Below are 25,479 nucleotides of genomic sequence, written 5' to 3' on the forward strand. Positions count from 1 at the left end.
TTATTAATAATGATGCAATAGAAATAGAGGGTTTTATTTATGAATATAAAAACTGTATGGAAAGCTGCAAACCCTAAAGGTCATTTGCTAACTGCTATCTCATTCTTGATCCCAATTGTCTGTGGTGCTGGCTTTATCATTGCAATCGGGATGGCTTTTGGTGGAATACCTCAGAATGCCTTAGTGCCAAACCACTTTGATTTATGGCAAGCATTAGCCACTATGGGAGGAAAAGCTTTAGGACTCTTACCAGTAGTCATTGCCTGTGGGATAGCCGGTTCAATCGCGGGTAAACCAGGGATTGCCCCCGGTTTTGTGGTCGGTCTTGCTGCCAATTCTATTCATGCTGGTTTTATCGGTGGCATCATCGGTGGTTACCTTTCCGGGTATATTGCTCTTGCTATCATTAAAAATCTGAAAGTTCCAGACTGGGCCAGAGGCCTAATGCCAACATTGATTGTTCCTTTTTTTGCATCAATCATCAGTGGCTTACTCATGGTCTATATTATTGGAACCCCCATCGGTATTTTTACCCATGGCCTGACATCTTTTCTAAAAAGCTTAGGCACCTCGTCCAACCTCATTGTTGGTGCAGTCATTGGCGCACTGTGTATCATTGATTTTGGTGGCCCAATCAATAAAACATGCTTTGCATTTGTGTTAACCCTTCAGGCACAGGGCATCAATGAACCCATTACAGCACTTCAGCTTGTTAATACCGCAACCCCTATCGGTTTTGGCTTCGCCTATTTTATTGCCAAGCTTCTGCGGAAGAATATTTATAACAATGAAGAAATCGAAACCTTAAAATCGGCTGTTCCAATGGGAGTTATCAATATTGTGGAAGGATCGATTCCCATCGTGATGAACGATATCATCCGAGGTATCTCTGCCGCGGCTATTGGTGGTGCCTGTGGTGGTGCAGTTACTATGATTTATGGTGCAGATGCGACAGTGCCTTTTGGCGGAGTTTTGATGATTCCAACCATGTCACGCCCAATGGCGGGGATTATGGCATTGCTAGTTAATATCGTTGTAACCGGTATTGTCTATGCCATTATCAAAAAAGATATTCCTCGCGACTCAATCATCAATAATGATGAACAAGAGGAAGATATCAGTTGGGATGATATTAAGGTTAGCTAATATATAGCCTAAAAACATAATAGATATTTCACTAAATAAATTTGATAACAACTTAATTAATAAAAAAATATATTCCTTATATAAGTTAGGAAATCAATTTTATTTTCAAATAAAAATATTTTTCTAAAGAACGGATGTTATAAATATGAGTGAACATATTAATATTTCACCCTCATTAATGACCATGGATCTTGATCAGTTCAAAGAACAAATACACTTTTTAAATGATCATGTCGATTCATTTCATATTGATATTATGGACGGTCACTTTGTACCTAATCTAAGTTTGTCTCCATGGTTTATTGAACAAACTCGCAAGTTAACCAATAAGGAAATGTCAGCACATTTAATGGTAACCGATCCTGCATTCTGGGTTCAGCAGCTTATTAACATCAAATGTGAAATCATTTGTATGCCTGCAGAAAAAATTAACGGCATCGCATTTAGACTCATTGATCAAATCCATTCAGCAGGGCTAAAAGCTGGTGTTGTATTAAATCCAGAAACCCCAGTTCAAGAAATTATGCCCTATATTGATATTCTCGATAAGGTAACGATTATGACCGTTGATCCTGGATTTGCAGGCCAGCGATTTCTTGGGCATATGCTAGAGAAAATCACAGAGTTAAAAAAACTTCGTGAAGAACAGGGCTACCACTATCTTATTGAGATGGATGGTTCAACAAATAAAGAGCATTGGAAAATGATTCATGAGGTTAAACCAGACATTTATGTCATTGGTCGAAGTGGGCTGTTCAATTTAGCAGATGATATCCAAAGTTCTTGGCAGAAAATGGTTGCTGAATTTGAAGAAGCAACCGGTGAAACATTTATCTAATTTTTATGATTCATAGACATCTGTTCTGCTCTAGTAGAACTAGCTTGGGTGAGTGAGGATAACCAACGCGCGAACACATGAAGACGGATGTCACTGCCTATATGCATTATTACAACTTAGAACGACTTTATACTGTGAATGGTGATAGACCACCATTCACAGTATGAACAGATTCCCTAAGAAAAGTGTCCTGATTGAGTTACGCAGAACATGTTGCCTGGGTTTGACTCAGTATTCATGATGGCTTGCATGTTCAACCTTCATAGCTTTCAGGGTTTTTGAGCATTGCTTAACGTAGCCGATTTGACGGCCAATGGTTGCTTGCGCAGCAACACGAGCGTTAAAGCCCAGCCCACCGCCAAGAGCAGCGAGGATAAGACGATAACCCGAGCGAATCCGTGACCGAACTGGGAGGCATCGGCCACGTTGATTAACAAGCTGAAAATCGCCACCCCAATCAGGCCGCCGACCTGACGCGAGGCGTTGACGACTGCTGAGGCAACACCGGACTTGTCACTGCTGACGTGGTTGACCGCTATCGCAGTCAGCGTGGGAACGGTCAGCGATATACCGAAGCCGATAAAAAACATCTGTACGGCAATGTCTGCGTAGGGTGCACCGTCTACAAATGGCTCCAGCGAAACCACGCCCAGCAATGCAATGGCCAGCCCCAACGCTAGCAGGCGTCGCTCGCGCAGCTTGGGCAACCACCTAGCCGCTAACTGATTACCGAAGAACAGGACGCCCGTCATCGGTAGGAATGCCAGGCCGGTGTTGATCACCGAGTAATGATTGACCTGCTGTAAAAAGATACTAAAGACGAAGATCAGTCCGTAAAACACGAAATTCACGATGACGCCCAATATCGAGGCTAGACTGAACGCCGCATTGTTGAAGACTGAGAGAGGCACCATAGGACGCGCTGTACGCAACTCGACCCAGACAAAACCGATCAGAGCGACCACAAAGCACAGAGCATGGATAATCACCCACAGGTCAACACCTTCCTCCCGGCCCAAATCAATCACCGTGTAGATCAGGTTGGCCAAGGCGAACAGCGCCAGGAGCTGCCCCCAGAGATCGAATCCCCCTTTGTGGTCTGGCGCAATACGGGGCGTATTGACCATGCACAGCACGATCCCGATCAGGCCAATGGGCAGATTGATGAAAAAAATGCTGCGCCAGCCGAACACTCCGATCAGCAGCCCGCCAACCACCGGTCCGGCAGCCAGCGCGATCCCGGCAACCCCAGCCCAGAGGGCAATCGCTTTATTGCGTTCGGCAGGTATTTCGTAGGCAATACGCACCAGAGCCAAAGATGTCGGCACCAACAGCGCTGCACCAATGCCTTGCAGCGACCGAAAGCCGATCAGCATGGGTAATGTATGAGCCAGACCACAACCTAGCGAAGCTAGGGTGAATACTGCATATCCCAACAAGAACACCTTTTTGTGTCCGAAGCGATCGCCCAATGCCCCAGCGGTGAGCAGGAGCGAAGCGAACAACAAGGTATAAGCGTTAACTATCCATTGTAATTGCAGCACGTTCGTGGCGAACTCGGCCTTGAAGCTCTCCAGCGCCACATTGACCACGCTCACATCGAGCAGCACTACCACGAAGCCTAGACAAGTGGCAAGTAGCGTCAGTTTCTTATTGCCGGAAGTATTCATTTTAATTCCTCATGGGATGTTAAGTGCAGCGGGCAATACATCAATCAAGTGCTGCCTCCACTTGTGATTTGAAAGTAAGTGCCGTTGAACTTGCCTAATTGCAGAACGAATTCGTAGTTGCCGTCGGAGCGGTTGACCAATCGGGCAGTACTGTAGCTGTATGAGCTCTCGTGGTTACGCGTCAGGAAAATGTGTCGGGCTGCAACGGCGGTTGAGCCGCGCAGGGTGAAGGTGGAAACCGAACTTGGTCGCGATCACAACTTCCTCGCGCCGCCCGGCAAACTCGCGCTGTAAAGGCCGTTTATTGGTGAACGGTCCATAATCAAAGAAGTCCACTCCCCGTTCTACTGCCCGCACCAGAGTGCGCACCGATTCGGTGTCATCCATAGCGCCATACCACTGACTCATCCCCATGCAGCCTAGGCCTATACGGCCTACTCGCAACTCCTGCGTGCCCAGCGTGATCTTGGAAACCATGGAACCATCCTTTTATGAAAATGATACAGATCGTTCTATATTTTTTTCAAACTATCGATGCCACGTCAACACTTTTATTAAAAATAATTCAAATTATTTTTCTATTATCACCATAATAACCTTTAATGATAAGATAATTTTAGTTTAAATATTAAATAGTTATTTTATTATAAGGAAGATATTCCCAGGAACTTAATAAAAACCACACATTGGTTCCAATCACTAAAAACAGATGTTGATGCATAAATTTCGATGACATTAAACACAAAAATGAGACAGATTAGTATCCATCAATTTTCCCTTCCATAAAATCGAGGACGAAAGACTGGACAGACCCCTCAGGACACCGAAATACGTGCTAGAGGACATCATTCATGTATGTCAGAAGTCACTGTTCTGGAAGGAAAATAGCTTTTATGTCAGCCACTGCAACGGCAGAATCCCCCACCCCAATATTCCGGTACCGCTTTGAGGAAATTCTGATACGGGAAGGCCCCAGCAAAAAAGGGGAATATTCAGCTGCAGTCCGGTGGCGCGCTGGCACCACATCATCGTCACAGCCGCCTCGCGTAGTTTGACGAGCATGACTCTCTGACACGGGTCTCGGGGCGGTTTGATCAGCTAGGTTCAGATGCCCGCAGCTAACCAGCGAGCTGTCGCTGGTGGGTCAACGTACTCTCCCTAGATTTTGTCGACACAGGCATGCATCCCGAACCACTGGTACAAAAAACGAGCCATCGAAGTCTTTCACTCATCGCACGACCGGAAGACATTGCTTAAGCCACGCTTCTACTCGCCATCAACCCGATGAGCAGCGGTACAGGATTGGCCGTAGTCGTTGGAGATACAGTGACTTTCACGTAGTTTTGTAAAGTTCGAGCAAAACATCAATTTCACACTGATATAGACTTTTCTGTATCAGTTTACTATGATTGATAAGTTGACTTTGGCATAGCTTTGGTAAATTTACGGCGAAACACCGACCTGACAATAATTTATATTAAAAGGCTGCGGTTTTTCGGCCATCCCAATTTTTAACTTTGGAGCTCTTGAGTTGTCCGTATCGAAGAAACAGCATGTCTTAGACACTGCAACTACCTTATTTTCCCAATATGGTTTTCACCCGGTAGGCGTTGATTGGATCATCGAAGCGTCGGGTGTTGCCAGGATGACGATGTACCGTAATTTCCACGGCAAGGAAGAATTAGTAAAAGCCGTACTGAGGCAGCGCTCTGACTACCTGACCGAGCAATTAAAGACGCGCCTTAAGGACAAGCCCAGCTTAGACGAGAAGATCATTGAAATCTTCAATTGGCGCGGCCAATGGTTTTGCGCGACTAACTTCGCCGGCTGCCTATTCGGTCGAGCAGTGTCAGAGTTTCCGGACCACCCAGACATCCGTGAGATAGCCCTTGATTACAAGCGCAAATTGCACGGCATAGTAAAAGACGTGATCGCCCAATACCACCTCCCTGAGACTGCTGTGACCCTCGCGAACTACATCATAATGCTGCTTGACGGGGCGACCGTGAATGCCCAAGCATTTGGCGAAAGTTACTTTGCTGATGAGGCAAGAGATGCGGCGTTAATGCTGCTTCGATTTAATGCAGGCAAGCAGATTCGCTAAAAGAAGGATGTACCCGATCGAAGAAAGACTGCATAGACGTCAATATCATGAGCCGCATGTTTGATGCGTGTTCATCGGCCAAACGCAGTATAATTCCTTCATATTTCATAGTCTTGTAACTACCACCTTTACTGTTGAGAATTAACCGCAGTTCATTCTCAACATATATTAAGCTCCAACTTCATCACTTTAGTCTTCTCTTTTACAGAATTGATGTACACAAATAGCTGGATAGATTGGCATCAAGAAGCTCAAACAAGGCTTGTTCTGTCACTGTGGGCTCGATATTTTCACCCATACCGTGCTCAAGCATACTGATCAGTTTCGATAGCTTGTCCTACTCAGGGGGAAACATATTCAGCATTACTAAAATGCCAAACATCAGGTGACTCATCACTTTTGTCGCCCCACGTACCCAGATGTGTCAACCACCAAATTCGTCTTTGAGACGGCCATTGGCCCGTTCTGCACCCGAACGCTCCCAATAACGCACCGCATCGGCAGGTTCAAACTCTTTTTTCTCGCCCCCTCTGGGGTTGTGATCTATCAAGGGCTCATCGACTGGGATCATGCAGGTCAATGCTGCAGTAGGCGGAGTCCATCAGATCATAAAGGTTGGTCACCCGCGCCGCACTTAGGTGAGACAATGGGATGGTGGAAAGGCTGTCATGCATAGGGGCTGAAGACAATAAAGCGGCGATGGGAACACTACAGTCTGCGATATCGAGATGCAGTTTGTAGCCATTCCAGCTGTGCTTATAGCCTTGAGCGTTGCATTTTGTGCCACGACGACAATCGGTCGGGATCTCTTTAAGCATCTATTCCAAGCATTGAGTACGTTGCCGTGCCATATTGAATTTGATCGGGCGCTCTCCGTCTTCATCCTTGCGGGGGCGCCCCTTAGGTTTATCCGTGTACTCTTTGTCGATCTTTTGTGGCCATTCTCTCACCTCAATAGCCGTCCCATCTCGGCTGATATGTCAATGAGGCGATCCCCAAAGTACGCTTTAATCAGTGCCTCGTGGGGGTTACTTTCGGCCAGCTTGTCTTTGGCAAACGCCTCAAAAGCACGAGAAAGAGTCGATGCCGACGGCAGTTTCTTGTCAAGTGGAAAGCCACAGATACGTTGCAATGCCTTGTCGATGCTTAAGCGTTCTATGATATGTACTGTGGTCGTGAGTCCAAGCACCGTATTGGCAACAAAGGAGTTGGCTAACCAAGCCAACTCATGAGGAGAACGACCGATATGGTACAAAGAATGTTGAACAAATTCTTCGATACGAGACCATTCTAGAATATGAATAAGCTTTTCAAGTTTTGGGGTCAGCGAACCGATGTCTTGGCGCAAGTCAGATAATAATTGACCTTGAACGATTTGCCAGCGTTGCATAATTTGTTGAGGCGTCGTAGGATTCATAAAGTGGATATGTCGATGTTGTGTGAGAACTCTAACTCTATCGTCGCCGGAAACGGCACCCACATCTTATTTTTTTCGTTTTCTACGATAAAATGTTTCTTATATCAATAGTTCTGCAATTACCTCAATATTAATTAATATTGACTTGATAAAGTGATATAAAAACAGCCTATTGAAAGAGTAAATTATGGACATTTTAATTATCACAAAGAACAAGATACATTTTGAAAATAGCAACCAACATAGAATAAACTTTAAAATAGTAGAGCATGAGAACTTCGATGCCCTTCTGTCATTTTTAAAAACAGGAAAAAATTAACATATTACTAATAGAACCTGATTTTTCAAAAGACATACATCACCAACAGCTAGTTGAAGAAAGTTTAAATAATGGCATTGCAATTATCGCATTAACTAACAAACCAAATTTGGAAAAAAGATGTCTTGCTTAAATACTAGAGCTAATGCTTATATATCAAAATCTGCAGATCAGCAGGAGCTCATTGCGATAATGAGAAGCCTGTATCGTCATATCACCAGTTCGGACACAATCACTCATCGTAATTATCGACTATGCGCTGACAAACGCAGCCTCATTTTAAACAATAATTCACATATTGACTTGACTGCCACAGAAGGTATCGTCTTACATGCCCTCGCACAAAGTGCACCGGAGGCTCTTTCACCAAGACATTTGACGGAAGCACTAGGCTGCAACTATCTTTACTATAATGAGCGAAAACTTGAAACAACCATTAGTCGTCTACGGCGAAAGATGAAAAAACTCATCCCTGAAAAAGATGCGATCAAAGCTGCTAGAGGAAGAAGCTATCAGCTTCTACTACCTGTTGCCACTGATAGTACCTCCAATATTTTTGTAACAACAACCACTAACTACATAATTACGGAGTCTTAACAATGACACAAGCAGATACTCTGGTATTAAACCACCCTCCTGTCAGCCTTACCGCCAATGCCTCAAAAATCCTAACTGACTCTCCCAAAGCAGCTCTTCTTATATGTATCATCAACAGCAATATTGAGTATAATGCCACTGTTGACTACGCTCTTGGTGGTAATCTTCCAAAGTCCATAATAGTAGAAACTGGTCAAACAATACCGACTAGGTCATTGATCTATGGCAATGGTTGTGACCTCACTATTAACAACACAAGTTCAAACCCTAACGCACTTATAAAAGTTGCGATATTTGGTCTAGGTCAAGCAACTAAAGGTCAAATAGAAGCAAACCAAAAACCCACCTCGCTGGCACAATTTGACTCAACATTAGTAGACACCAATCCCGAGTGGATGACTTATCGAGTCGTTGCCACTACAAATATGGAAACTCTAGTTTATGTTTTTTATGAAGACAGTATGCCCAAGGTTATCGTTTTAAATTATACGGGATCAGGATTTGATAATTGTACGACCACAACGACATCACAATATAAAGAGATGGGGAACTGGCAAGGAAATCCCCTTTTTTTTATTAATGCCTCCGATAAAGAAAATTGTCTCTTTACAGTAGAAATAGAAACTTACTGTTACCTGAATCCGTGACTTGATATCTTAGATTTCAAGAATAACCGACACACTTGGTATAGACCAGAGAGTCAGTTGCCTATAAGCTTCGAGTTCTCACACACTCCACCAAGGTCGTCCAAAAATGAAAATACCAATGGTCTGTTGAGGCGCTTTTATCCTAAGGGATTCGCCATCGGTCAGCTGACAAAACAGGAGATTGCGGACACTCAAATGCTAATAAATTTTAGGCTGAGAAATCGTTGAACTATCTCATAATGATCTTAAATTTTAATGAATAATTTTATCAATCATTGCTGAGCTCTAAGTTTTGGAGTATTGTTTTTTTGTGTCTAGACACATCCTTGATTTTCTAAAATCAAACTAGAACAGAATAGTAAATTATCTATATCTTTCTAAGAATGGATGAAATTAACTGCCGTTCTAAATAATCACAATCGCTCTTTTTGCAATCTAGAGCATAATGGAGATTTAGCATGTCAAAAAATCTAGTACTTAAACTTAACAAAGCCCCTGTTCGACTATCAAGAGACGATTCTGCAACGCTAACTTTTGCCCCAGCGGCGGAGTTATTGGTATCTTTTGAAAATAAAGACTTCACTTATACGGCTGCAGGCAGCTACTCTCAAGGTGGTGAACGCCCAATACCTGTTCCTATGTATGCTGGACAGTTGATCCCTTCTTCTCATGCTGTATTAGGCAATGGCAGCAACATTACACTGTCTAATACTAGTAGCAACCCAAACTCCGTTATTACTGGCGGTGTATTTGGTATAGGCGAACCTACAAGCGGCTTCATTCAAGAAGGTCAATCTTGTAGTATTGGTCAATTCCAGTCTATTTTGGCTATCACCACACCCTCTTGGCAGAAATTCAGACTGACAACGGACTCAACCAATAAGGAAACGGTTGTTTACGTGTTCAGTGCTGCTCAAAAACCTAAAAAACCGCAAGGTTATGTTTTGAACTACACAGGTACCGGGAACACAGACTTCAAAACCACAACTGGCAACCAATACGAAGAAATAGGCAACTGGCAAGGTAATGCTCTGTTCTTTATCAACGTATCGAACAGCACAGAGTGCCAAGTAGAAATTACCCTTACCAGCGCATAATTCCTTTTGCTCTATTGCGCTCTGCTTTTGACTGAAAAGTATGGGTAACACTTCGCTCCAAGTACGATTGCAAGCGAACCTGGAGCGTCTCTTACCTTGATTGATTGTTGCTTAACTTATTCTTTGCACGTTAAACATGATCAGGATGACCTAATGATCCAGCTGCAATTAAACGCCCCGCTTGCCTCTCTTCAAGATAAACAGGAAGCTTCTCTTCCTTATGCACCAGCGGCAGGCCTGCTTGTTGTCATTCAGAATCAGACTCTTAAAACCTCTGCAACAGCCAGCTATAATTTGGGAAGACAGACACTCGGCAAAATATTCATTCCTAAATATAACAGTGATTTATATTGCCAGACCGTTCAAGGCAATGGTTTTACCTTATCAATACAAAATATTAGCGCGGCCTCCGAATCTGTGATTGGAGCCAGCTTATTTGGTTTTGGTCCCGCAAGTCTGGGACAAATTCCGGTGGGTTCTCCAGCGGCCAACATTACACAACTGCAATCTCTGGCGATCATTACTGAGCCTTATAAAATCGGTTTGGAGTTCAGCAGTAAAAACAAAGATCGTCAGTCTTTTTATCTGTTTGAGCCTAGAAAAATGCCCGTCCTCTATGAGCTTAAACCTGTATCATCTTCTAACCCTGGGCCAACAGACGCCACTCAGGTACTCAATCTATCAGGAGATTGGGAAGGCAATATGCTCTTGATCGTTAATACTTCCTCTGATGCAGACAGTAGTATTCGGGTGTCTGTTAATAAAGACACTGACAATGCGTAGGCTGCACATGATTAGGCGCTTCCTCTCGGCACTCTGCATTGTCACCGCATTTCCTCTTTTTGCCCAACAAAATAGTTTTTGCCTGTCTGCCGATGGCTCAGCAATCGTGCTGAAAAAAAGTGAAAAAGCCTGTATCAAGCAGGTATTAACCGGCCCCTTTGCATTGATGTTATACAATGCACTGCCTTATGCTGCAGAAACCAAGTATGTCATCTCCCGCGATTGTCCTAGCACTGAAACTGAGTGCTCTCCTTTGTCGGAGCAAGAATTCAAAATGGGCGTCAATGTCATGGAAAGACAAATTAGTGAATGGGATCAAAACTGTTTGTCGATTACCAATATCAGCTTATCTCCCGAAGCCGAGCTAGGTGTTTCTCTTTTTAGTCTGGCGCCAAGCGATAACGTTCAAACCATCAATGAAGAATCGGAGCTGCTCGCCAGTAATATTAAGCTCGACCAGTTAGAAAGCCAGGCCATGACCTTAACAGGCCTCTATTATTATCTGGAATTATGGGCGCCTCACAGTCAAACCGACTTTATCATTGTGACAGACCAAGACTACAAACTTTACAGCATTCGCGCGCTGGGCAACTCAGAATCAGACAAGTTAATTGAAACCGACCGCAATCACTATACGTTGACGTTAGACAACACATATTATTTGCAAATCATAAATGTTTCATTAAGTCCCTCAACAGATTCTTACTTTAGATTAACCGATATTAATTGTGGTACGGATTGCCGTCTCCAACAAGATGGAGCGACAGAGCCATGATCAGCGACAGGATTATCCACAAACTGACCTAATACCGTTCGTTCATTGAAGGAGAAAAAACAATGGCAACCCAAAGAACCGCCCCTGGAGTCTATATCGTGGAGCAACAACAAAGCCCCATGATTACTGGTGTGGGGACATCCACGGCTGGATTTGTGGGCTGGGCCGCAAATCAGCAATATGTCAATGAGTCCAAGCTTATTACCAACTTCACTGAGTTTACCCAAGCTTATAGCGAGGTGACCACTCAAGACAGTAAACAGGTGACAACCACCTTCACTAGTAAAAGCTGTCTGGCATATTCGGTCTATTCCTTCTTCCAACGAGGGGGCACACAATGCTATATCGTCAATATCAACGGGGCCGCACAGCAAAATAATCCACCAGCAAAGTCTCTTCCCGCAGTTACGTTCCCTGCTAAAGGCGCAGGACAGTTAATCTTTACCGCTAAAAAGGCGGGCAGTGGTAACATAACGGTTGAAGTGTCTGCACCTTCTAATACAGGACCAGGTTTATTTAACGTAAAAGTCACTGGTGCCAGCAAGTCACCTGTGACGTATCAGAACGTTGGTATCTCTAAAGGCCAGCTACCACCAGATAGTAATAGTACCACCAATGGCTTAACCGTGACTGAATTCCACAATGATGATGTCACACTTGCTGTTGTGGGCAGTACTAAGGAAGTGACCCCATCCGCTTATGGTTCTCAAATCATTGAAAATTCTACCCCCCTCCCCCATAAAGACACTGGGTCCAAAAGTGATGACACTTTTTCTAACCCAGATATGGACTCGTCCTTACTGATCGGTGATGAAACCAAAGGCACTGGCCTACATGCTTTTGATGTAATCGAAGATGTTAACCTGATTTTGATTCCAGATTTGTGTTTGCTGGCCCAAGACAAACAAGCCAGCGCTTATTCTCAGGTTGTAAATTACTGTACCCAACGAGGAGATTGCTTCTTTATTGGTGACATCCCTGCGCAAAGCAGTGGTTATCAGGATGCGATTAACTTTGTTAAAGGGAATGATTCAAAGCCACCCGCACCCACTCTACTTAATGAGCTAGGCTTTGCGGCGTTCTATTATCCTTGGATACAAGTCAACAATCCAGAAGTCGCCTATCCAGCTAAGCCTCCATTATATATTCCACCATCTGGTGCCGTGGCGGGAGCCTTCGCGGCAACCGACGCGTCACGAGGTGTTTTTAAGTCCGCCGCTGGTACCACAGATGGGAAGCTGCCATCAGCGTTACAAGAACAAGTCAAGGTTACCCAAACACAACTGGGATTACTCAACCAAAACTGTGTCAATGATATCCGCACCCTAACAGGCAAAGGCGTTTGTATCTGGGGCGCCGTGACCAATGCAGGGGAAGCCAGCGAATGGAAGTACATCGCGGTACGACGTTTGTTTATTTACGTTGAACAATCGATTAGGCAGAGCAGTGCTTGGATCGTATTTGAACCTAATACGCCTAAATTATGGGGCACTATAACGCGTAATATTACGGTCTTTTTAACCTCATTATGGCAAGAAGGCGCGCTATTCGGCGCAACGGCTCAGGATGCCTTTTTCATTAAAGTGGATGAAGAAAACAACCCACCAGAAGAACGCCGAAAAGGGAATTTAACCATTGAAATAGGACTGGCTCCTGTGTTCCCAGCGGAATTCATTATCATCAAAATCGGCCAGAAAGTACTGCCTGCTGAATAAATACAGGAGAGAATATCGTGAGCACAACTAGAATCGATCCCTATCAGAATTTCCGCTTTAGGGTTGAAATTGATGGCATTCAGATTGCGGGCTTTTCGGAAGTCAGCATTCCTGATTCCACCACAGCAGACATCGAATATCGAGAAGGTACTTATCCACCTGGTACACGCCATTTATCAGGTTTAACCAGTTCAGGTTCTGTTTCTCTGAAGCGTGGAATTACCGACAACATGGATTTATACAACTGGAAAAAACAGGTTGAGAGTACGGGCGCTGGCAGTGCTCGTAAAAATATTTCCATCATCTTGATCGATGAGACTGGCGCGGATAAATGCCGGTGGAATATTTCCTATGCTTGGCCAACCAAATACGAGTCAGGCTCTTTAGACGCCAAAGGCAATGATGTGTTAATCGAAACGTTCGAGATTACGCATGAAGGCATTGAACGCGTCAAATAAAGACCATGATTAACCTGGTCTGACACAGTGGGTTTAATGGCGACCTCATGACCCCACGGTGTCAGACAAACAGAGACTTATCTGTGCTTTGACTTAATAATCTAGAGGGAACAATATGTTACAAACCGAATATCAATTTACACTGCCACGTGGTTATGTTGACCCACACGGTAATTTACATCGAGAAGTCACCATGCGCTTAGCAACCGCAGGTGATGAAATCCAGCCCATGCGCGACCCTAGAGTACAGCAAAATCCAAGTTACCTATCCGTTATTCTGCTCTCACGTGTACTGGTTCGACTTGGTACATTAGACACCATCAATACGCAAATTATTGAAAGTCTGTTCAGTGCGGATTTCGCCTTTTTACAAGACGTCTATAACCGCATTAACCACAAAGATGGTCTGAGCATGAAGGTACAATGTCCGAAATGTCAGCATGAGTTTGATACGGAGCTATCTTTTGAGGGGGAATAATATGCTATCCCCATGATCGCCTGCATGAGGAGATAGCATTCTTAGGGTACTACCTGCATTGGAGCTATGAGTCTCTGCTCAGTATGGAACACCATGAACGTCAAAAATGGATAGAAAAGACCAGTGCTATTAACCAAAAAGTTAATGAAGGGAGCACACCAGCCCCTGCTGAGAAATCAATATTATCCATCACTTAAATAGACTGTCTCGGTCACATGGTGACCATCATAAAAGAGCCATAAAAAACAGGTGAAACGTAGCACACAGTTTGGAGAGCCGATATGTCCATGATTCAAAGCATGATTAACCAAGGGGTTTCCCATCTTCTAGACCCCTTTCGTAACTTTAATTTTATCGTCGAAATTGACGGTATTCTGGCAGCAGGCTATTCCGAGGTCAATGGTATGGGTATTGAACTGGACGTTGAAAAGCGCCACTTTGGAGGAGAAAACGATGTGCAATATACCTTTCTCAAGTCCGCCAACTACAGCCATCTGGTATTGAAAAATGGCATTTCACAATACAACTTTATGTGGCAGTGGTTTGAAGACACTGTACAAGGTAAGCCTAAAGCCCGTAATGGCAGTATTTTCTTATACGATTTGGGCTCTAAAACTTTTACTTACTGGAATTTCTATCAGGCTTACCCGATCAAGTGGGAAGGCCCCTCACTGAATGCGCAAGGGAATGAGGTCGCAACCCATACCCTTACTCTCGCTTACCAGCAATTAAAAAAAGGGACGATATAGGGGATGCTAAACAGGACTCACGGTGCCATCACACTTTCTTTGTTAGCCGACTCTTTATTAGCCAGCTCAGTGCAAACAAGCCATGCTATTATCCAACCGATCGACAGTAGAAAAATGTGCGCGTCAAGTGAGGCAAACCGTGATTTTTGTCAGCAACTTCTGGGTAGCCGTCAAGTTTCTGACAAGGCATCCATTTGGGCGTCTTTATTCTATCGACTTAACCCACAACAGATGTCAGCGGTAACTACACTGCATAAAACGCACATCGAACAGCGTCAGGTTTTACAACAGACTATTCACCAACATAGACATCAGCATAACCATTCTCTATTGCAGCAACACCAGCACTGGCATCTGCTCTCAATAGGGACGCCTATAGCAGCAACACCTAGAACCACCCACAAACAGCTGTCATCCCCCATAACACTATCGTCTCTACTAGCGTCCAAAGCCAACACCCAAACCAGCCCGACCACAGAAAGCGCACAAAGCTGGCTGCATACTGTTACACAAAACGCCTTACCCCAGCTAAAAATCTGGACAAGCAAACGCCTGTTCAAGGCCATAACACCGATCATCAAGCAGGCCGAATTATTAAAAACAATCTTTAGCCAAACACAGCAACCCACTCAGCAACAACAAGCAGGAACACCAGAACACACCACTCCCGCTAAAGCAACGATGATCAGTCGTCCTTTAATTTTGAATACCTTTAACCCTTATAGCAGCAATGGCATATCGTATCGCATCAGTAGGGCGCAAAGATTATCATCACCCATTGATATGATGCAGCAGGTCTCGGATCATCCAAACTTATTAAAGCACTACAATCGTCAATATTTTGCCATTCGTCAGCTATTGCCGTATCAAATATCCAGATTTTTAGGACGAGATATAACAACAGGATTTGAATATAAAACGCCACTGTCAGAAGATTCGACTCTGGCCCAGCGCGCACACTTACCTTTGATTCCACATGACCAGAATTCGAGAATTCAAGACCTATTACCTTTTTTGCCAACACCCTCAACCACAGGTCTTTCTCTTTTACATCGGGAATCTTTGCAAAAAACACTGTTAGACAAGACACCCTCTGCGGATACTTCCTTTACCAGACTGGCACTCAGTCGTTTACTGCCCATGTTGTCCTACAACACTGTACTCAACAACCAGCCGCAAGACCTGCTTGCTAAAAGTACTACAGGAAAAAGTGCTAAAGAATGGCCATTTACCAACTTATTGTTCAACAATACTCTTAGTCGCAAACCATTCACAAACAAGCTATTCAATGACAAGCAATTCAAAAGCGAGTCACTGATTAATATCTCTGCTCCAGAAACCCCAATTTTAAAAACGGTTTTTGATCAATTAAAACAAGCGGCTTCGACACCATTGACTCTGGCTCACAAAGCCCCTGCACTGACGCAGGGAAAGCATGCAAAAAATGAGGCGAGACCTCAGCCTCAGCTTATCTACCCTAAAAACGTGGAAAAACCTGAACCATCAGTACCTAAAGAACCGACCAAAACAAAGGACGATTCTGCGGCCAATGTGACAGAAAGGTCGATCTCGTCCTTGTATAATGAACAGGGTTTCTCTCGCCAACTCACCCAAAAGCTTGCCGAAGATGTGTATCAGCTCATTAACCAGAAAATTCGCTTTGAAAAACGGCGTCGGGGGTTAAGCTAAATGGTCACCAAAGCCAATATTATTAACCTAGATCAGGGCAGTGAAAAAATCGAAGTCATGTTCAATCCAGAAGATTATGAACTGACCACATCTGCTTTACTCTCGGAAAATGACGGTAACCTGCAATACAACCGCAGTAAGCTCGAAGACTTTACCGTTTCTCTGTTCTTTGATAGTTATGTTCAAGGAACCGACATACGCGATCAGACCGATAAAATAGCCAAGTTGACACTCCCTACGATTGCAGGAACCAACACCAAACGACCTCCCGTTTGCTTATTTAGCTGGGGCGGTTTTACCTATCGCGGGTTAATCAACAAAGTACAGCAAAAATTCACGCTTTTCTTACCCACAGGTATCCCCGTACGAGCTGAATTGCAGGTGACCTTTACCTCCTGGCTCACGGATAAGGATGAAACCGATTATTCAGGCAAAGAAGCCTGTGTGAAATATTGGGAAGTCAAAGCAGGAGATCGTCTGGATTTAATTGCCAACAAAACACTCAATAACTCGGCTTACTGGCGCCTGATTGCCGATCAAAATCGCATTACCAACCCGTTTGCTTTTCCACAAGACTCGGACATAGGTCAGCGTCTTCTTATTCCAGACATTGCCAATAAGGAGCCGATTAACTCATGACCAGACAAGTTTATGTGCCAAACTTTGATGTGTATTTAAACGACAGTAAGTTATCCAATGACTTAAAGTCACGCATCTCCAGTGTAACGATTAATGATGATCTGGATGCCCCGTCTTCTTTTAATTTTAATTTCGATACAGTGGATCTCAAACTGGGGAAATGGGTCGGTCTGGACTTGGACGTTTTTGATATTGGTGACAAAGTCGATATCTATTTGGGAATGGATCAGACCAAAGAGGTCTTTTCTGGGAAGATTGACAGTCTTAGCGCCAGCTTTGGTGATCAGTCTTCGCTCACCGTCAGCGGTTTTTCCTGGCTGCATGCACTGACGTTCGGTACACAGACACAGGTGTATCAAGATACGACAGACAGTGATATAGCGCAAACCGTGGCACGACGTAACAACCTCTCCGCCGAAACCGATAGCACTTCTACACGCTACCAGCAAGTGACACAGAATAATCAAAGCGACTTGCAGTTCTTACTAGCACGCGCCAAGCGAATTGGTTACGACGTTGCGGCAACCGAAAAGTCATTGATTTTTAAGAAATCTCAGGAAGGTGATGCCCCCGTTGCAACCTTACAGTTTGGTATTCAATTGGATGACTTCAGTGCCACGGTCAACAATTTGGACCAAGGCAGCAGTGTTGAAGTGCGTGGCTGGGACATGATGAAAAAACAACAATTTGCTGGCTCAGCCAGCAGTGGTGATGAAGACAGCAAAATGGGAAAAAACGAAGCGGGATTTAGCCTTGCCAGTCAATCGTCGGCCACTGTCATTCAGACCAGTGACCCCGTTGATTTAAATAACGCCAACACCATTGCCAAAGACAAATACAACGAACGGCTACTGGGCTTTATCACAGGTCAAGGAAGCTGTCTTGGCAACAATAATATGACGGCAGGTAAAACCGTCGAGATTAAAGGCGTCGGCAGTAAATTCAGTGGCACTTATTATCTAAGTTCGGTCACTCATACACTGAATTCACAAGGCTATAGCACATCATTTTCCGTGAAAAAGACGGCGATTTAGTTTTTTAGGAGCGAGCAATGGATGAATTGATTGAATCACAAACGGCAGGTGCAGCCTTAATCCAAGGGGTTGTTATCGCTTTGGTCACCGACAATAAAGACCCAAAAAACCTGGCCCGTGTTAAAGTGCAATACCCGCTATTTGCCAACCAATTGGAATCAAACTGGGCGCGCATGACGACCTTTATGGCGGGCAAAGACCGCGGCGGCTATTTTTTACCAGAAGTGGGGGATGAAGTATTGGTCGCTTTTGAGTTTGGCAATATTAATGCCCCCTTTGTTATTGGTGCCTTATACAACGGTGTCGATACCCCGCCACAAAACAATGCCGATGGTGAAAACAATATTCGTGAAATTCGTTCACGCAGCGGCCATGTTATTCGTTTCGATGACAAAGCTTCCGCCGAAAAGGTCGAAATCATCGATAAAACGGGCAAGAACAAACTCGTCATCGACAGCAACGCCAACACCATTAGTATCAGCAGTACCCAAGACATCAAACTGGAAGCCAAACAAGGTGCTGTAAAAATTGATGCACAGCAAATCGAGTTAAACGGTAGTAATTCCGTCAGCATCAAAGGAGGACAGGTTTCCCTGCAAGCCGACTCAAGCCTATCAGCCAAAGCGGGGGCGTCCATGTCACTGAAAGCCGATGCCAGTGTGTCGGTTAAAGGCGTCACGATCAATCTGAACTAAGGAGAAGAAGAGATGGGCAAACCCGCTGCAAAACAAGGTGATCAGATTATTGCGACCGATACGCATATCGTGATGATTCCCACCCTTGGAGGTCCAGTACCAACGCCATTACCAAACCCATTTGTTGGCATTATCAACCAAAGCCTCAGTGCCGATGTTAAAATAAACAGCCTAGCTGCCGCGACCGTTAACTCGGTCGCTAATAATATTCCTCCTCATATTCCTGAGGGGGGCCCATTTCAAAAACCACCCAGTAACCGTGGCAAAATTATCATGGGCAGTGCCACTGTATTTATCAACGGCAAAATGGCCGCTAGAGCAGGAGATACAGCATTAACCTGCAATGACCCCGTGGATTTGCCTATCGGAAAAGTGGTCGCTGACAGTACTGTCATGATAGGAGGCTAGCGTATGGATGAAAGTTTTCTAGGTTTTGGCGTAGGCTATCCGTTTACCTTTGCTAACGGGCAGCTGCAAAGTGCCAGTGATGAAGCACTGGTAAAGCAGTCCATCATGCAAATTCTGGCAACCAGTAAAGGGGAACGCGTCATGCTACCCGATTACGGTTGTGGTATTAATGACATGGTGTTTGAAACCAATAATCAGGCTGTTGCTCATCAGTTTGAATATATGATCAAAGATGCTTTAGGCAAATACGAACCCCGTATTGAGATAGTGTCGATCAGTGCCACACCCGACTCTGAACAACGTAACTGCCTTAATATTGCCATTGAATATTTGATCAAGAGCATTAACTCATCACAAAATCTGGTCTATCCCTTTTATTTACAGGGGGCCGCATTGTGAGTCTGACCAGCAGTTTGATTCAGGAAGCGAGTGCGACCGACTCTTTGTCGCAGCTTGACCCTCGCACAACAGAAGACATTTATCGTCAGGCGTTGCAATTGGCACGTCACTATTGTCCTGACTGGTATAATATCCAAGCACAAGATATTGACGAGCAAGACCTCGGTGTCGTGCTGCTCAAACTGTTTGCCCAATTGAGCCATACACTGGCCTATCGTTTGAATCAGCTACCGCAAAAGCAACTGCTCAGCTTTTATCAATTTATGGGGTTGGATTTACAACCACCGATTCCTGCACAGGCCTTACTCTCTTTTGCATTAGATAGCACGGTAGATGATGTTGTTGCCATCCCTGTCGGTACGCAAGTTGCGTCCAGTAAAGACCAAAAAATTATCTTTGAAACAACCTCAGTGCTCAACGCTACGCGTATTCCCATCAGCACAGCTTGTACCCTCATCCCGAATGAGAACAGTTATCAGGACATCTCGTCTACCGTGCTGGGCAAGAGCCAACCTTTTACACTCTTCCCAGCGTCACACACATCAGCCAATCAAACATCGTCTACAACCTATTTAACTCATGAGATGTTTCTGGCTTCGGATCTCCTACAATATAATACGCTGGCAACGGTCACCCTAACGCTCACATTTACTGACCCGCTATCCCCCAAATTGCATGAAAGCACGCTTTGGGAATGGTTTGTCTATGACAGTAAGGGTAATGAAACGCGACTGTATCCAGCACAGTTAAAAGACGCCGCAGGAAACCCCCAAGCCAATCCTGTCTGGCCAAACAATCAACTCATTGTAACGTTTGACTCGGTGTTGTTTGCAGCCAATACGCTCGACCAATACACGGGATACTGGCTGGGCATACGTTTTCTCCCCACTCCCGACTTGTCTTCACTAAAACAGCCCGTTTCAAGTCCTGTAGGCGATTTTGGAGTCTTTCCTTCTCATGAACTGGTCGGTGCAGAAAGCGTTGTTACCAGTAAACTCACCACCATGAGCTTTGATTTAAGTGCCGACAATGTGCCCTGGGACGCACTATTCGTCAACGACAGTCAGGTCAATGCCAACAAAGGCTTTTATCTCTTTGGTAAAAATCCCGAGGTAAACGATACGTTTTACTTAGGTTCCAGTGAAGCGTTTAAAGCGGGCTTTGTGGTCACACTAGATATGAACTTCAACCCAGGTGTCAAGAGCTCAGACTTACAACTGGCCTGTGAATATTGGGACGGCATACAGTGGCAGCTGGTCGATGTCGCTCATAGTCTTAGCCAACGTACAGGCAGCGCTCAGAACTGGACACCCGTTACGGCACTGGATTTCACCGACAATACGAGCAGTACTAACAATACCAATAACCAAGCCTCTGAACAGCAGAGCAGCAGTACGCAGGACAGTGAAATCACCATGAGTCTGCGTTTTACTTGTCCAGATATTGCCATGAGTAAAATCAATGAGATTGACAGCCGTTGGATCAGAATCAAGATTGTGGCAGGAAATTATGGCGACCGTTACCACCTAACGCCTCTGTCACTGCAACAGCAACAACAGTTACAACAAGCCATCGATGAGACGCTCGACACTCTGTCGCAAAACTGGCCCGATAAAGTCTTACCTGATAAAAGTAAATTTCAGTTTGCAGAACTGATGGAGCTAGATATCGGTAAGAACGCATTATTGGATTTATTATTAGCTTTAATATTCGTTAAATACGAAAAAGAAGTAACCATTGAAGGGCAAAAGAATATTATTCATTATGCGGGGTTAGACCAAATTCAGCCCACCTTAGAAGAAAATATGAGCAAGTATTTGGGAGAAACGCTTAACTGGAAAAACCTCATGAAGTACATGAACAAAGAAAGCTGGGTAATCAGCAGTAAAAAGGACTGCGTTCCGCCTTATATGATTGCCCTGCGACTGAGTTATTTGCGTAAAGAGGCCTGTTTTCAGCGTATCAGCACCACCAATAACTTCGCCACCCACAGCTTAACAACCGACAATGGCACCTTTGCTCCTTTTTATCCTTTTTATCTGATTATGGGGATGCCAGCGTTTTATCTAGGTTTTACTGGGGCGGCTACTAAACAATTATGGAATGCCTGGTTTTCATTTGAGCAACCATCACCCACAACACAAACGCTCAACACTAAAGATTTTACGGTTATTTTTGAATATTTAAGCCCTGAAAGTTGGGACGAACTTTCGATTGAAACTGATGAAACGGATAATTTAAGCCAAAGTGGCGTGATTTCCTGGCAACTGCCGACAAAAGCCAGCTTTAGAACTCTTTTTAATAGTACGCAAGCATCTTATTGGGTACGTTTTCGTTTGCAACAGGCGACCAAAAACGATCAATCTTCCCAAAGCTCCCAATCTAACAAAAACACGTCATCCACATCGTCATCAAAACTGACCGACAATACAACAACAGACACGACACCTGTCCCTGCTTATTCCAACATACAGGTAAAAGGTATCTATCCCAACTCGGTATGGGCCAGCGACTATACCACTCATTATAATCAAGTTATTGGAACCAGTAATGAAAACGCCAACCAGCAGTTTCAAATCACTCCATATCTGGTATATCCAGGTCAGCAAATCGAAATAAAAGAAGCCACTTATCCAAGCCCTGAACAAATACGAATTATTGAACTGGAATCAGGGCCTGATGCCATTCGTACGGTCAATACATCCACAGGAAAAGAAATCTGGATACGCTGGGCTCCTGTATCGAATTTAACCTTGTCGGGGCCTAAATCTCGACACTACACCATCGACTATGAAACAGGCACTATTACCTTTGGCAATGGTGTTCAGGGAATGATTCCTCCTAGTCTTAAAAACAATATCATGGCGGCGTTTTATCGTCGGGGTAATAGCACAACCGATCTGGTGAACATTGGTGAACTAAGCAAACTGGTGAGTCAACTCAATGACGTCAAAGGTGTTACCAACTATGAAGCGGCTATAGGCAAAAAACAGCGAGAAAGTCAGCAACGGTTTTTGCAACGTATTCCTGAAAGCTTAAAAACACGTGATAGGGCAACGGCGCTGCAAGATTTTCAGTTTTTAGCCGTACAAGCCAGTAACCTTGTGGCTCAAGCGAAAAGTTATCAGGATACCCAAGACCCTAATACGATTCATGTCATTATTGTTCCCAACAGTGATTATGGTAGCCGTTATCCTGGTTCTGAGCTCAGTGATAGCGTTTCTCAATATTTACTAGCGCGCGCGCTACCAACGTTACATCAAAGTATCCATATCGCCGCACCAGACTATGTTGCGATCGATGTCAGCGCCGAGATTGTGATAGCTTCAGGTTATACCCTTACCGCTGTACGCAGCGCACTAAACAGTCGTTTAACGCGCTTCTTTGACCCAGTATTAGGCCAAGCAAAGGGACAAGGCTGGCCATTTGGAGCGGTTATTTTTTCGTCTCAAGTCAGTGCCGAAATACAAAATGAACCTGGGGTTGAGCGTATTATGACATTACAGGTTATGGCACCCGACCCACAAGGTTCAAACACAACATCATTCACTGCGACAAAAGATACACAAAAACAAAATGTGATCACACAAGCTTCAACATCACCCAGTGCATCCAATAAGTTCGGGCAGATTCAACTTGGTGATCGCTCTTTGCCACTACCAGGGATTATCCATATCACCCAAGCGGAACAGCGGGAGGACAGCTTATGAGTATCGATATTCCAAATTTAGATGATTTGACTTATGAGCAACTCATTGACGAATTGGTTCGCTCCATCCCGAATTATTCTTCGAATTGGATAGATTTCAATCAATCCGATCCAGGCATCACTATACTACAACTTATTAGCTGGATTGGTGAGTCTTTACTTTATCAAGCTAATAGTATTTCTGACCAAAGTTATTATAACTATCTAAAATTACTCGCAGGGACACAAACGTATCGCCCTAATGACCGCTATCAACAAGCACTGTTAGCAGCGTTAGAAGACTGGCCACAGGAAATCAAACCTGAGCTTGATCAATGTGGTCAACCTCGTAGCTACCCAAAAGCACGCACCCAGGCACAGATTAATGAAATAGAAGCGGTCGCTCAGGCGTACTGGCAAGTGAATAATCGCGCGATTGCAGAGGTCGATTACTATTCACTGGGACTTGAAGCCTATTTTCAAGCTTTGGCGGAATTAACCCACCCAAGTCTCACTCTCACTGACGATCAACTCCAATATCGCCAACAAAGCTTGGAGGACTTACAGGCCTTACGGCGCTTATTTATCACCACTCAAAGCCATCTGAGTCCGTCCAGTACACAACAGTGGATCGAAATTGTGGTCAATATTGCTGCAGACCTACCCACAGTTATAACTCAGGCAGAACCTAGTCAAGCGCCAGAAGTCACGACTCTGATTAACTCGATTAAAAACTTTATTGTGCCACGTCGACCAGTGGGAACCTTGATCAAAGTACGCCCCGCTCACTATACCAAGATTCATTTGAGGGTCGAGGTACAAATCACCACGGGAAGTAACAGCCAAACCGTGAGCCAGGCCATTCAACAGCAAATTGATCATTATGTCAGTTCCGTCAGTGGCGGACGTAATAACACGGGTTGGCCATTGGGAGAACCATTAATCAGTTTTGATTTGATACACCTGATTGGTGAAGTCAATGGCGTTGAAGTGGTGATCAAGATTGAACTTCAAGGCTATCAATTTGTGCAACGTTCTCTGTCAAACAAACCGACACTGCCCTTACCCAAGGATCAATGGCTGATTACCCGACCCATAGCAAAAAATAACCCTTCAGAAAAAAAATGGGCCACTATAAAACACAGTGATGCCTCCTCATCAAATCCCATTGCTTTTGATGATTTCATCATCCAAGAGCTGATAGGTAATGTGCAGGCTACCGTCAAAATCAAAGAACCCATACTCAATGGAATATAGGAGGCGTCAATGAAACATAGTCGTTTTCTGGATTTATTACCGATCGATTTCGCCTATTTGGAACAAGGCACACCCAATACGGATTTGGATAACTTTCTTAAAATCTTTGAAGCCATCATGGTTGCAACCGATGAAGAGCTGCAAGAGGAAGGCATTACAGATTTAATATCATTTGGGCAGACCATAGACAATGCCCAAAGCTATTCTGATCCAGATGCGATTCTTTACGACATTTTCCCAAGTCTTGGCTCTTGGTTTGCGCGTTGTCTGGGCATTGCGGTGCAACAGGATTGGAACTATTACCAACTCAAGCAGATGATTAAGCAAATCCTGCCTATTTACCGTATTCGTACAATGGCTTTTGGACTGGAATATCTGTTTGCTATCTTGACTCAGTATCCCGCTCAGGTTATTGAGATACTCGGCGACTTTGGCATAGGTTTTTATCGCCAACCTATTAATGATGCCCAAAAGAGCGCGCATAATATTGCCTTTTGTTCTGGTCGTATTGGCACCGTTGATGACCAACGCCCCGCGGATCAAATGCGTCTAGGCGGTAATATGGTGGGGAACTTTTTTATTATCAATCTCACCATTGGGGTCAATGGTAATGTGAACCAACGACCCGATTCGCTTCTTCAGCAAGCATTGAACCTGTTCAACTTGGTACAAGAAGAAAAGCCCGTACAAACGCAATTCCAACTGAATTTCTCCACCACCCCTATGCAAGTTGGTGCACGCGGTACCTGTACGCTTGGCGTGAATACAACGCTTGTACCCAATTTCGCCAAGTACACCATTAATAGCTGGCAAATACTTAAGCCTTTAATCGCCCGTAATGTTAACAGCCAGCCGACACAGACAGCCCATTAAGGAA

The 25,479-nt window shown here is 44.4% G+C and carries 24 protein-coding genes and 2 pseudogenes; 23 read left to right on the top strand and 3 right to left on the bottom strand.

What is annotated here, in order from left to right; translation table 11 throughout:
- The first annotated feature begins 39 nt into the window (after positions 1–39).
- Both EV690_RS11555 and alsE read left to right on the top strand, forming a co-directional pair.
- Entirely contained in the window at positions 40–1,146 is a 1,107-nt protein-coding gene (locus tag EV690_RS11555) for a PTS fructose transporter subunit IIC (protein WP_131913175.1), read from the top strand.
- Positions 1,147–1,291: 145 nt separating this feature from the next.
- Positions 1,292–1,984: a D-allulose 6-phosphate 3-epimerase gene (gene alsE / locus EV690_RS11560; protein ID WP_131913176.1), complete on the top strand. Its 693-nt coding sequence runs from the start codon at positions 1,292–1,294 to the stop codon at positions 1,982–1,984.
- A 269-nt stretch (positions 1,985–2,253) separates the two neighbouring features.
- Here the strand turns inward: alsE and EV690_RS11565 are convergent, their stop codons facing one another.
- Positions 2,254–3,654 (bottom strand): MFS transporter, encoded by a 1,401-nt coding sequence (locus EV690_RS11565; protein WP_131913177.1) that lies wholly within the window; start codon positions 3,652–3,654, stop codon positions 2,254–2,256.
- 174 nt (positions 3,655–3,828) lie between these two features.
- Positions 3,829–4,131 (bottom strand): aldo/keto reductase, encoded by a 303-nt coding sequence (locus EV690_RS11570; RefSeq protein WP_396022811.1) that lies wholly within the window; start codon positions 4,129–4,131, stop codon positions 3,829–3,831.
- Positions 4,132–5,185: 1,054 nt separating this feature from the next.
- Between EV690_RS11570 and EV690_RS11575 the strand changes: the two genes are divergently transcribed.
- Positions 5,186–5,758 carry a TetR/AcrR family transcriptional regulator gene (locus EV690_RS11575; RefSeq protein ID WP_131913178.1) on the top strand — a complete coding sequence of 191 codons (573 nt, stop codon included), beginning with the start codon at positions 5,186–5,188 and terminating at the stop codon, positions 5,756–5,758.
- A 337-nt stretch (positions 5,759–6,095) separates the two neighbouring features.
- On the opposite strand, the pseudogene EV690_RS11580 reads toward EV690_RS11575, so the two are convergent.
- Positions 6,096–7,175: pseudogene (locus EV690_RS11580) on the bottom strand (transposase).
- A gap of 439 nt (positions 7,176–7,614) precedes the next feature.
- On the opposite strand from EV690_RS11580, the gene EV690_RS11585 reads away from it, so the two are divergent.
- The 20 genes and pseudogenes from EV690_RS11585 (at position 7,615) to EV690_RS11675 (ending at position 25,475) form a co-directional block, all read left to right on the top strand.
- Positions 7,615–8,091 (top strand): winged helix-turn-helix domain-containing protein, encoded by a 477-nt coding sequence (locus EV690_RS11585; RefSeq protein ID WP_131913179.1) that lies wholly within the window; start codon positions 7,615–7,617, stop codon positions 8,089–8,091.
- A gap of 2 nt (positions 8,092–8,093) precedes the next feature.
- Complete coding sequence (locus tag EV690_RS11590; protein ID WP_131913180.1) at positions 8,094–8,738, top strand: hypothetical protein; 645 nt, start codon at positions 8,094–8,096, stop codon at positions 8,736–8,738.
- Between the two features lie 105 nt (positions 8,739–8,843).
- Positions 8,844–8,957, top strand: a pseudogene (locus EV690_RS18455) (IS30 family transposase); the annotation flags it as partial.
- Positions 8,958–9,196: 239 nt separating this feature from the next.
- Positions 9,197–9,835 carry a hypothetical protein gene (locus EV690_RS11595; RefSeq protein WP_131913181.1) on the top strand — a complete coding sequence of 213 codons (639 nt, stop codon included), beginning with the start codon at positions 9,197–9,199 and terminating at the stop codon, positions 9,833–9,835.
- 153 nt (positions 9,836–9,988) lie between these two features.
- Entirely contained in the window at positions 9,989–10,618 is a 630-nt protein-coding gene (locus EV690_RS11600; protein ID WP_131913182.1) for a hypothetical protein, read from the top strand.
- Entirely contained in the window at positions 10,611–11,393 is a 783-nt protein-coding gene (locus EV690_RS11605) for a hypothetical protein (RefSeq protein ID WP_131913183.1), read from the top strand. Before EV690_RS11600 ends, EV690_RS11605 begins: the two co-directional genes overlap by 8 nt.
- A gap of 62 nt (positions 11,394–11,455) precedes the next feature.
- Entirely contained in the window at positions 11,456–13,108 is a 1,653-nt protein-coding gene (locus EV690_RS11610) for a phage tail sheath family protein (protein ID WP_131913184.1), read from the top strand.
- A gap of 17 nt (positions 13,109–13,125) precedes the next feature.
- Positions 13,126–13,566, top strand: coding sequence for a phage tail protein (locus tag EV690_RS11615; RefSeq protein ID WP_396022810.1), 441 nt, complete (start codon positions 13,126–13,128; stop codon positions 13,564–13,566).
- A gap of 115 nt (positions 13,567–13,681) precedes the next feature.
- Positions 13,682–14,044: a phage tail assembly protein gene (locus tag EV690_RS11620; protein ID WP_131913186.1), complete on the top strand. Its 363-nt coding sequence runs from the start codon at positions 13,682–13,684 to the stop codon at positions 14,042–14,044.
- Entirely contained in the window at positions 14,044–14,241 is a 198-nt protein-coding gene (locus EV690_RS18635; protein ID WP_325063395.1) for a DUF6760 family protein, read from the top strand. The genes EV690_RS11620 and EV690_RS18635 overlap by 1 nt, the downstream gene beginning before the upstream one ends.
- A gap of 84 nt (positions 14,242–14,325) precedes the next feature.
- Positions 14,326–14,793, top strand: a complete 468-nt coding sequence (locus EV690_RS11630; RefSeq protein ID WP_131913187.1) for a phage tail protein — start codon at positions 14,326–14,328, stop codon at positions 14,791–14,793.
- Positions 14,794–14,796: 3 nt separating this feature from the next.
- Positions 14,797–16,482: a hypothetical protein gene (locus EV690_RS11635; RefSeq protein ID WP_131913188.1), complete on the top strand. Its 1,686-nt coding sequence runs from the start codon at positions 14,797–14,799 to the stop codon at positions 16,480–16,482.
- Positions 16,483–17,121: a CIS tube protein gene (locus EV690_RS11640; RefSeq protein WP_131913189.1), complete on the top strand. Its 639-nt coding sequence runs from the start codon at positions 16,483–16,485 to the stop codon at positions 17,119–17,121.
- Positions 17,118–18,155 carry a phage late control D family protein gene (locus EV690_RS11645; RefSeq protein ID WP_131913190.1) on the top strand — a complete coding sequence of 346 codons (1,038 nt, stop codon included), beginning with the start codon at positions 17,118–17,120 and terminating at the stop codon, positions 18,153–18,155. The genes EV690_RS11640 and EV690_RS11645 overlap by 4 nt, the downstream gene beginning before the upstream one ends.
- Before the next feature lie 17 nt (positions 18,156–18,172).
- Positions 18,173–18,850: a phage baseplate assembly protein V gene (locus EV690_RS11650; RefSeq protein WP_131913191.1), complete on the top strand. Its 678-nt coding sequence runs from the start codon at positions 18,173–18,175 to the stop codon at positions 18,848–18,850.
- Between the two features lie 12 nt (positions 18,851–18,862).
- Positions 18,863–19,258: a PAAR domain-containing protein gene (locus tag EV690_RS11655; RefSeq protein ID WP_131913192.1), complete on the top strand. Its 396-nt coding sequence runs from the start codon at positions 18,863–18,865 to the stop codon at positions 19,256–19,258.
- 3 nt (positions 19,259–19,261) lie between these two features.
- Complete coding sequence (locus EV690_RS11660; RefSeq protein WP_131913193.1) at positions 19,262–19,657, top strand: GPW/gp25 family protein; 396 nt, start codon at positions 19,262–19,264, stop codon at positions 19,655–19,657.
- Positions 19,654–23,367, top strand: coding sequence for a baseplate J/gp47 family protein (locus tag EV690_RS11665; RefSeq protein ID WP_131913194.1), 3,714 nt, complete (start codon positions 19,654–19,656; stop codon positions 23,365–23,367). The genes EV690_RS11660 and EV690_RS11665 overlap by 4 nt, the downstream gene beginning before the upstream one ends.
- Positions 23,364–24,602, top strand: a complete 1,239-nt coding sequence (locus tag EV690_RS11670; protein WP_131913195.1) for a baseplate J/gp47 family protein — start codon at positions 23,364–23,366, stop codon at positions 24,600–24,602. The genes EV690_RS11665 and EV690_RS11670 overlap by 4 nt, the downstream gene beginning before the upstream one ends.
- Positions 24,603–24,611: 9 nt before the next feature.
- Positions 24,612–25,475 (top strand): hypothetical protein, encoded by an 864-nt coding sequence (locus tag EV690_RS11675; RefSeq protein ID WP_131913196.1) that lies wholly within the window; start codon positions 24,612–24,614, stop codon positions 25,473–25,475.
- The last annotated feature ends 4 nt before the right edge of the window (positions 25,476–25,479 follow it).

Source organism: Celerinatantimonas diazotrophica (assembly GCF_004339545.1).
Lineage (GTDB): Bacteria > Pseudomonadota > Gammaproteobacteria > Enterobacterales > Celerinatantimonadaceae > Celerinatantimonas > Celerinatantimonas diazotrophica.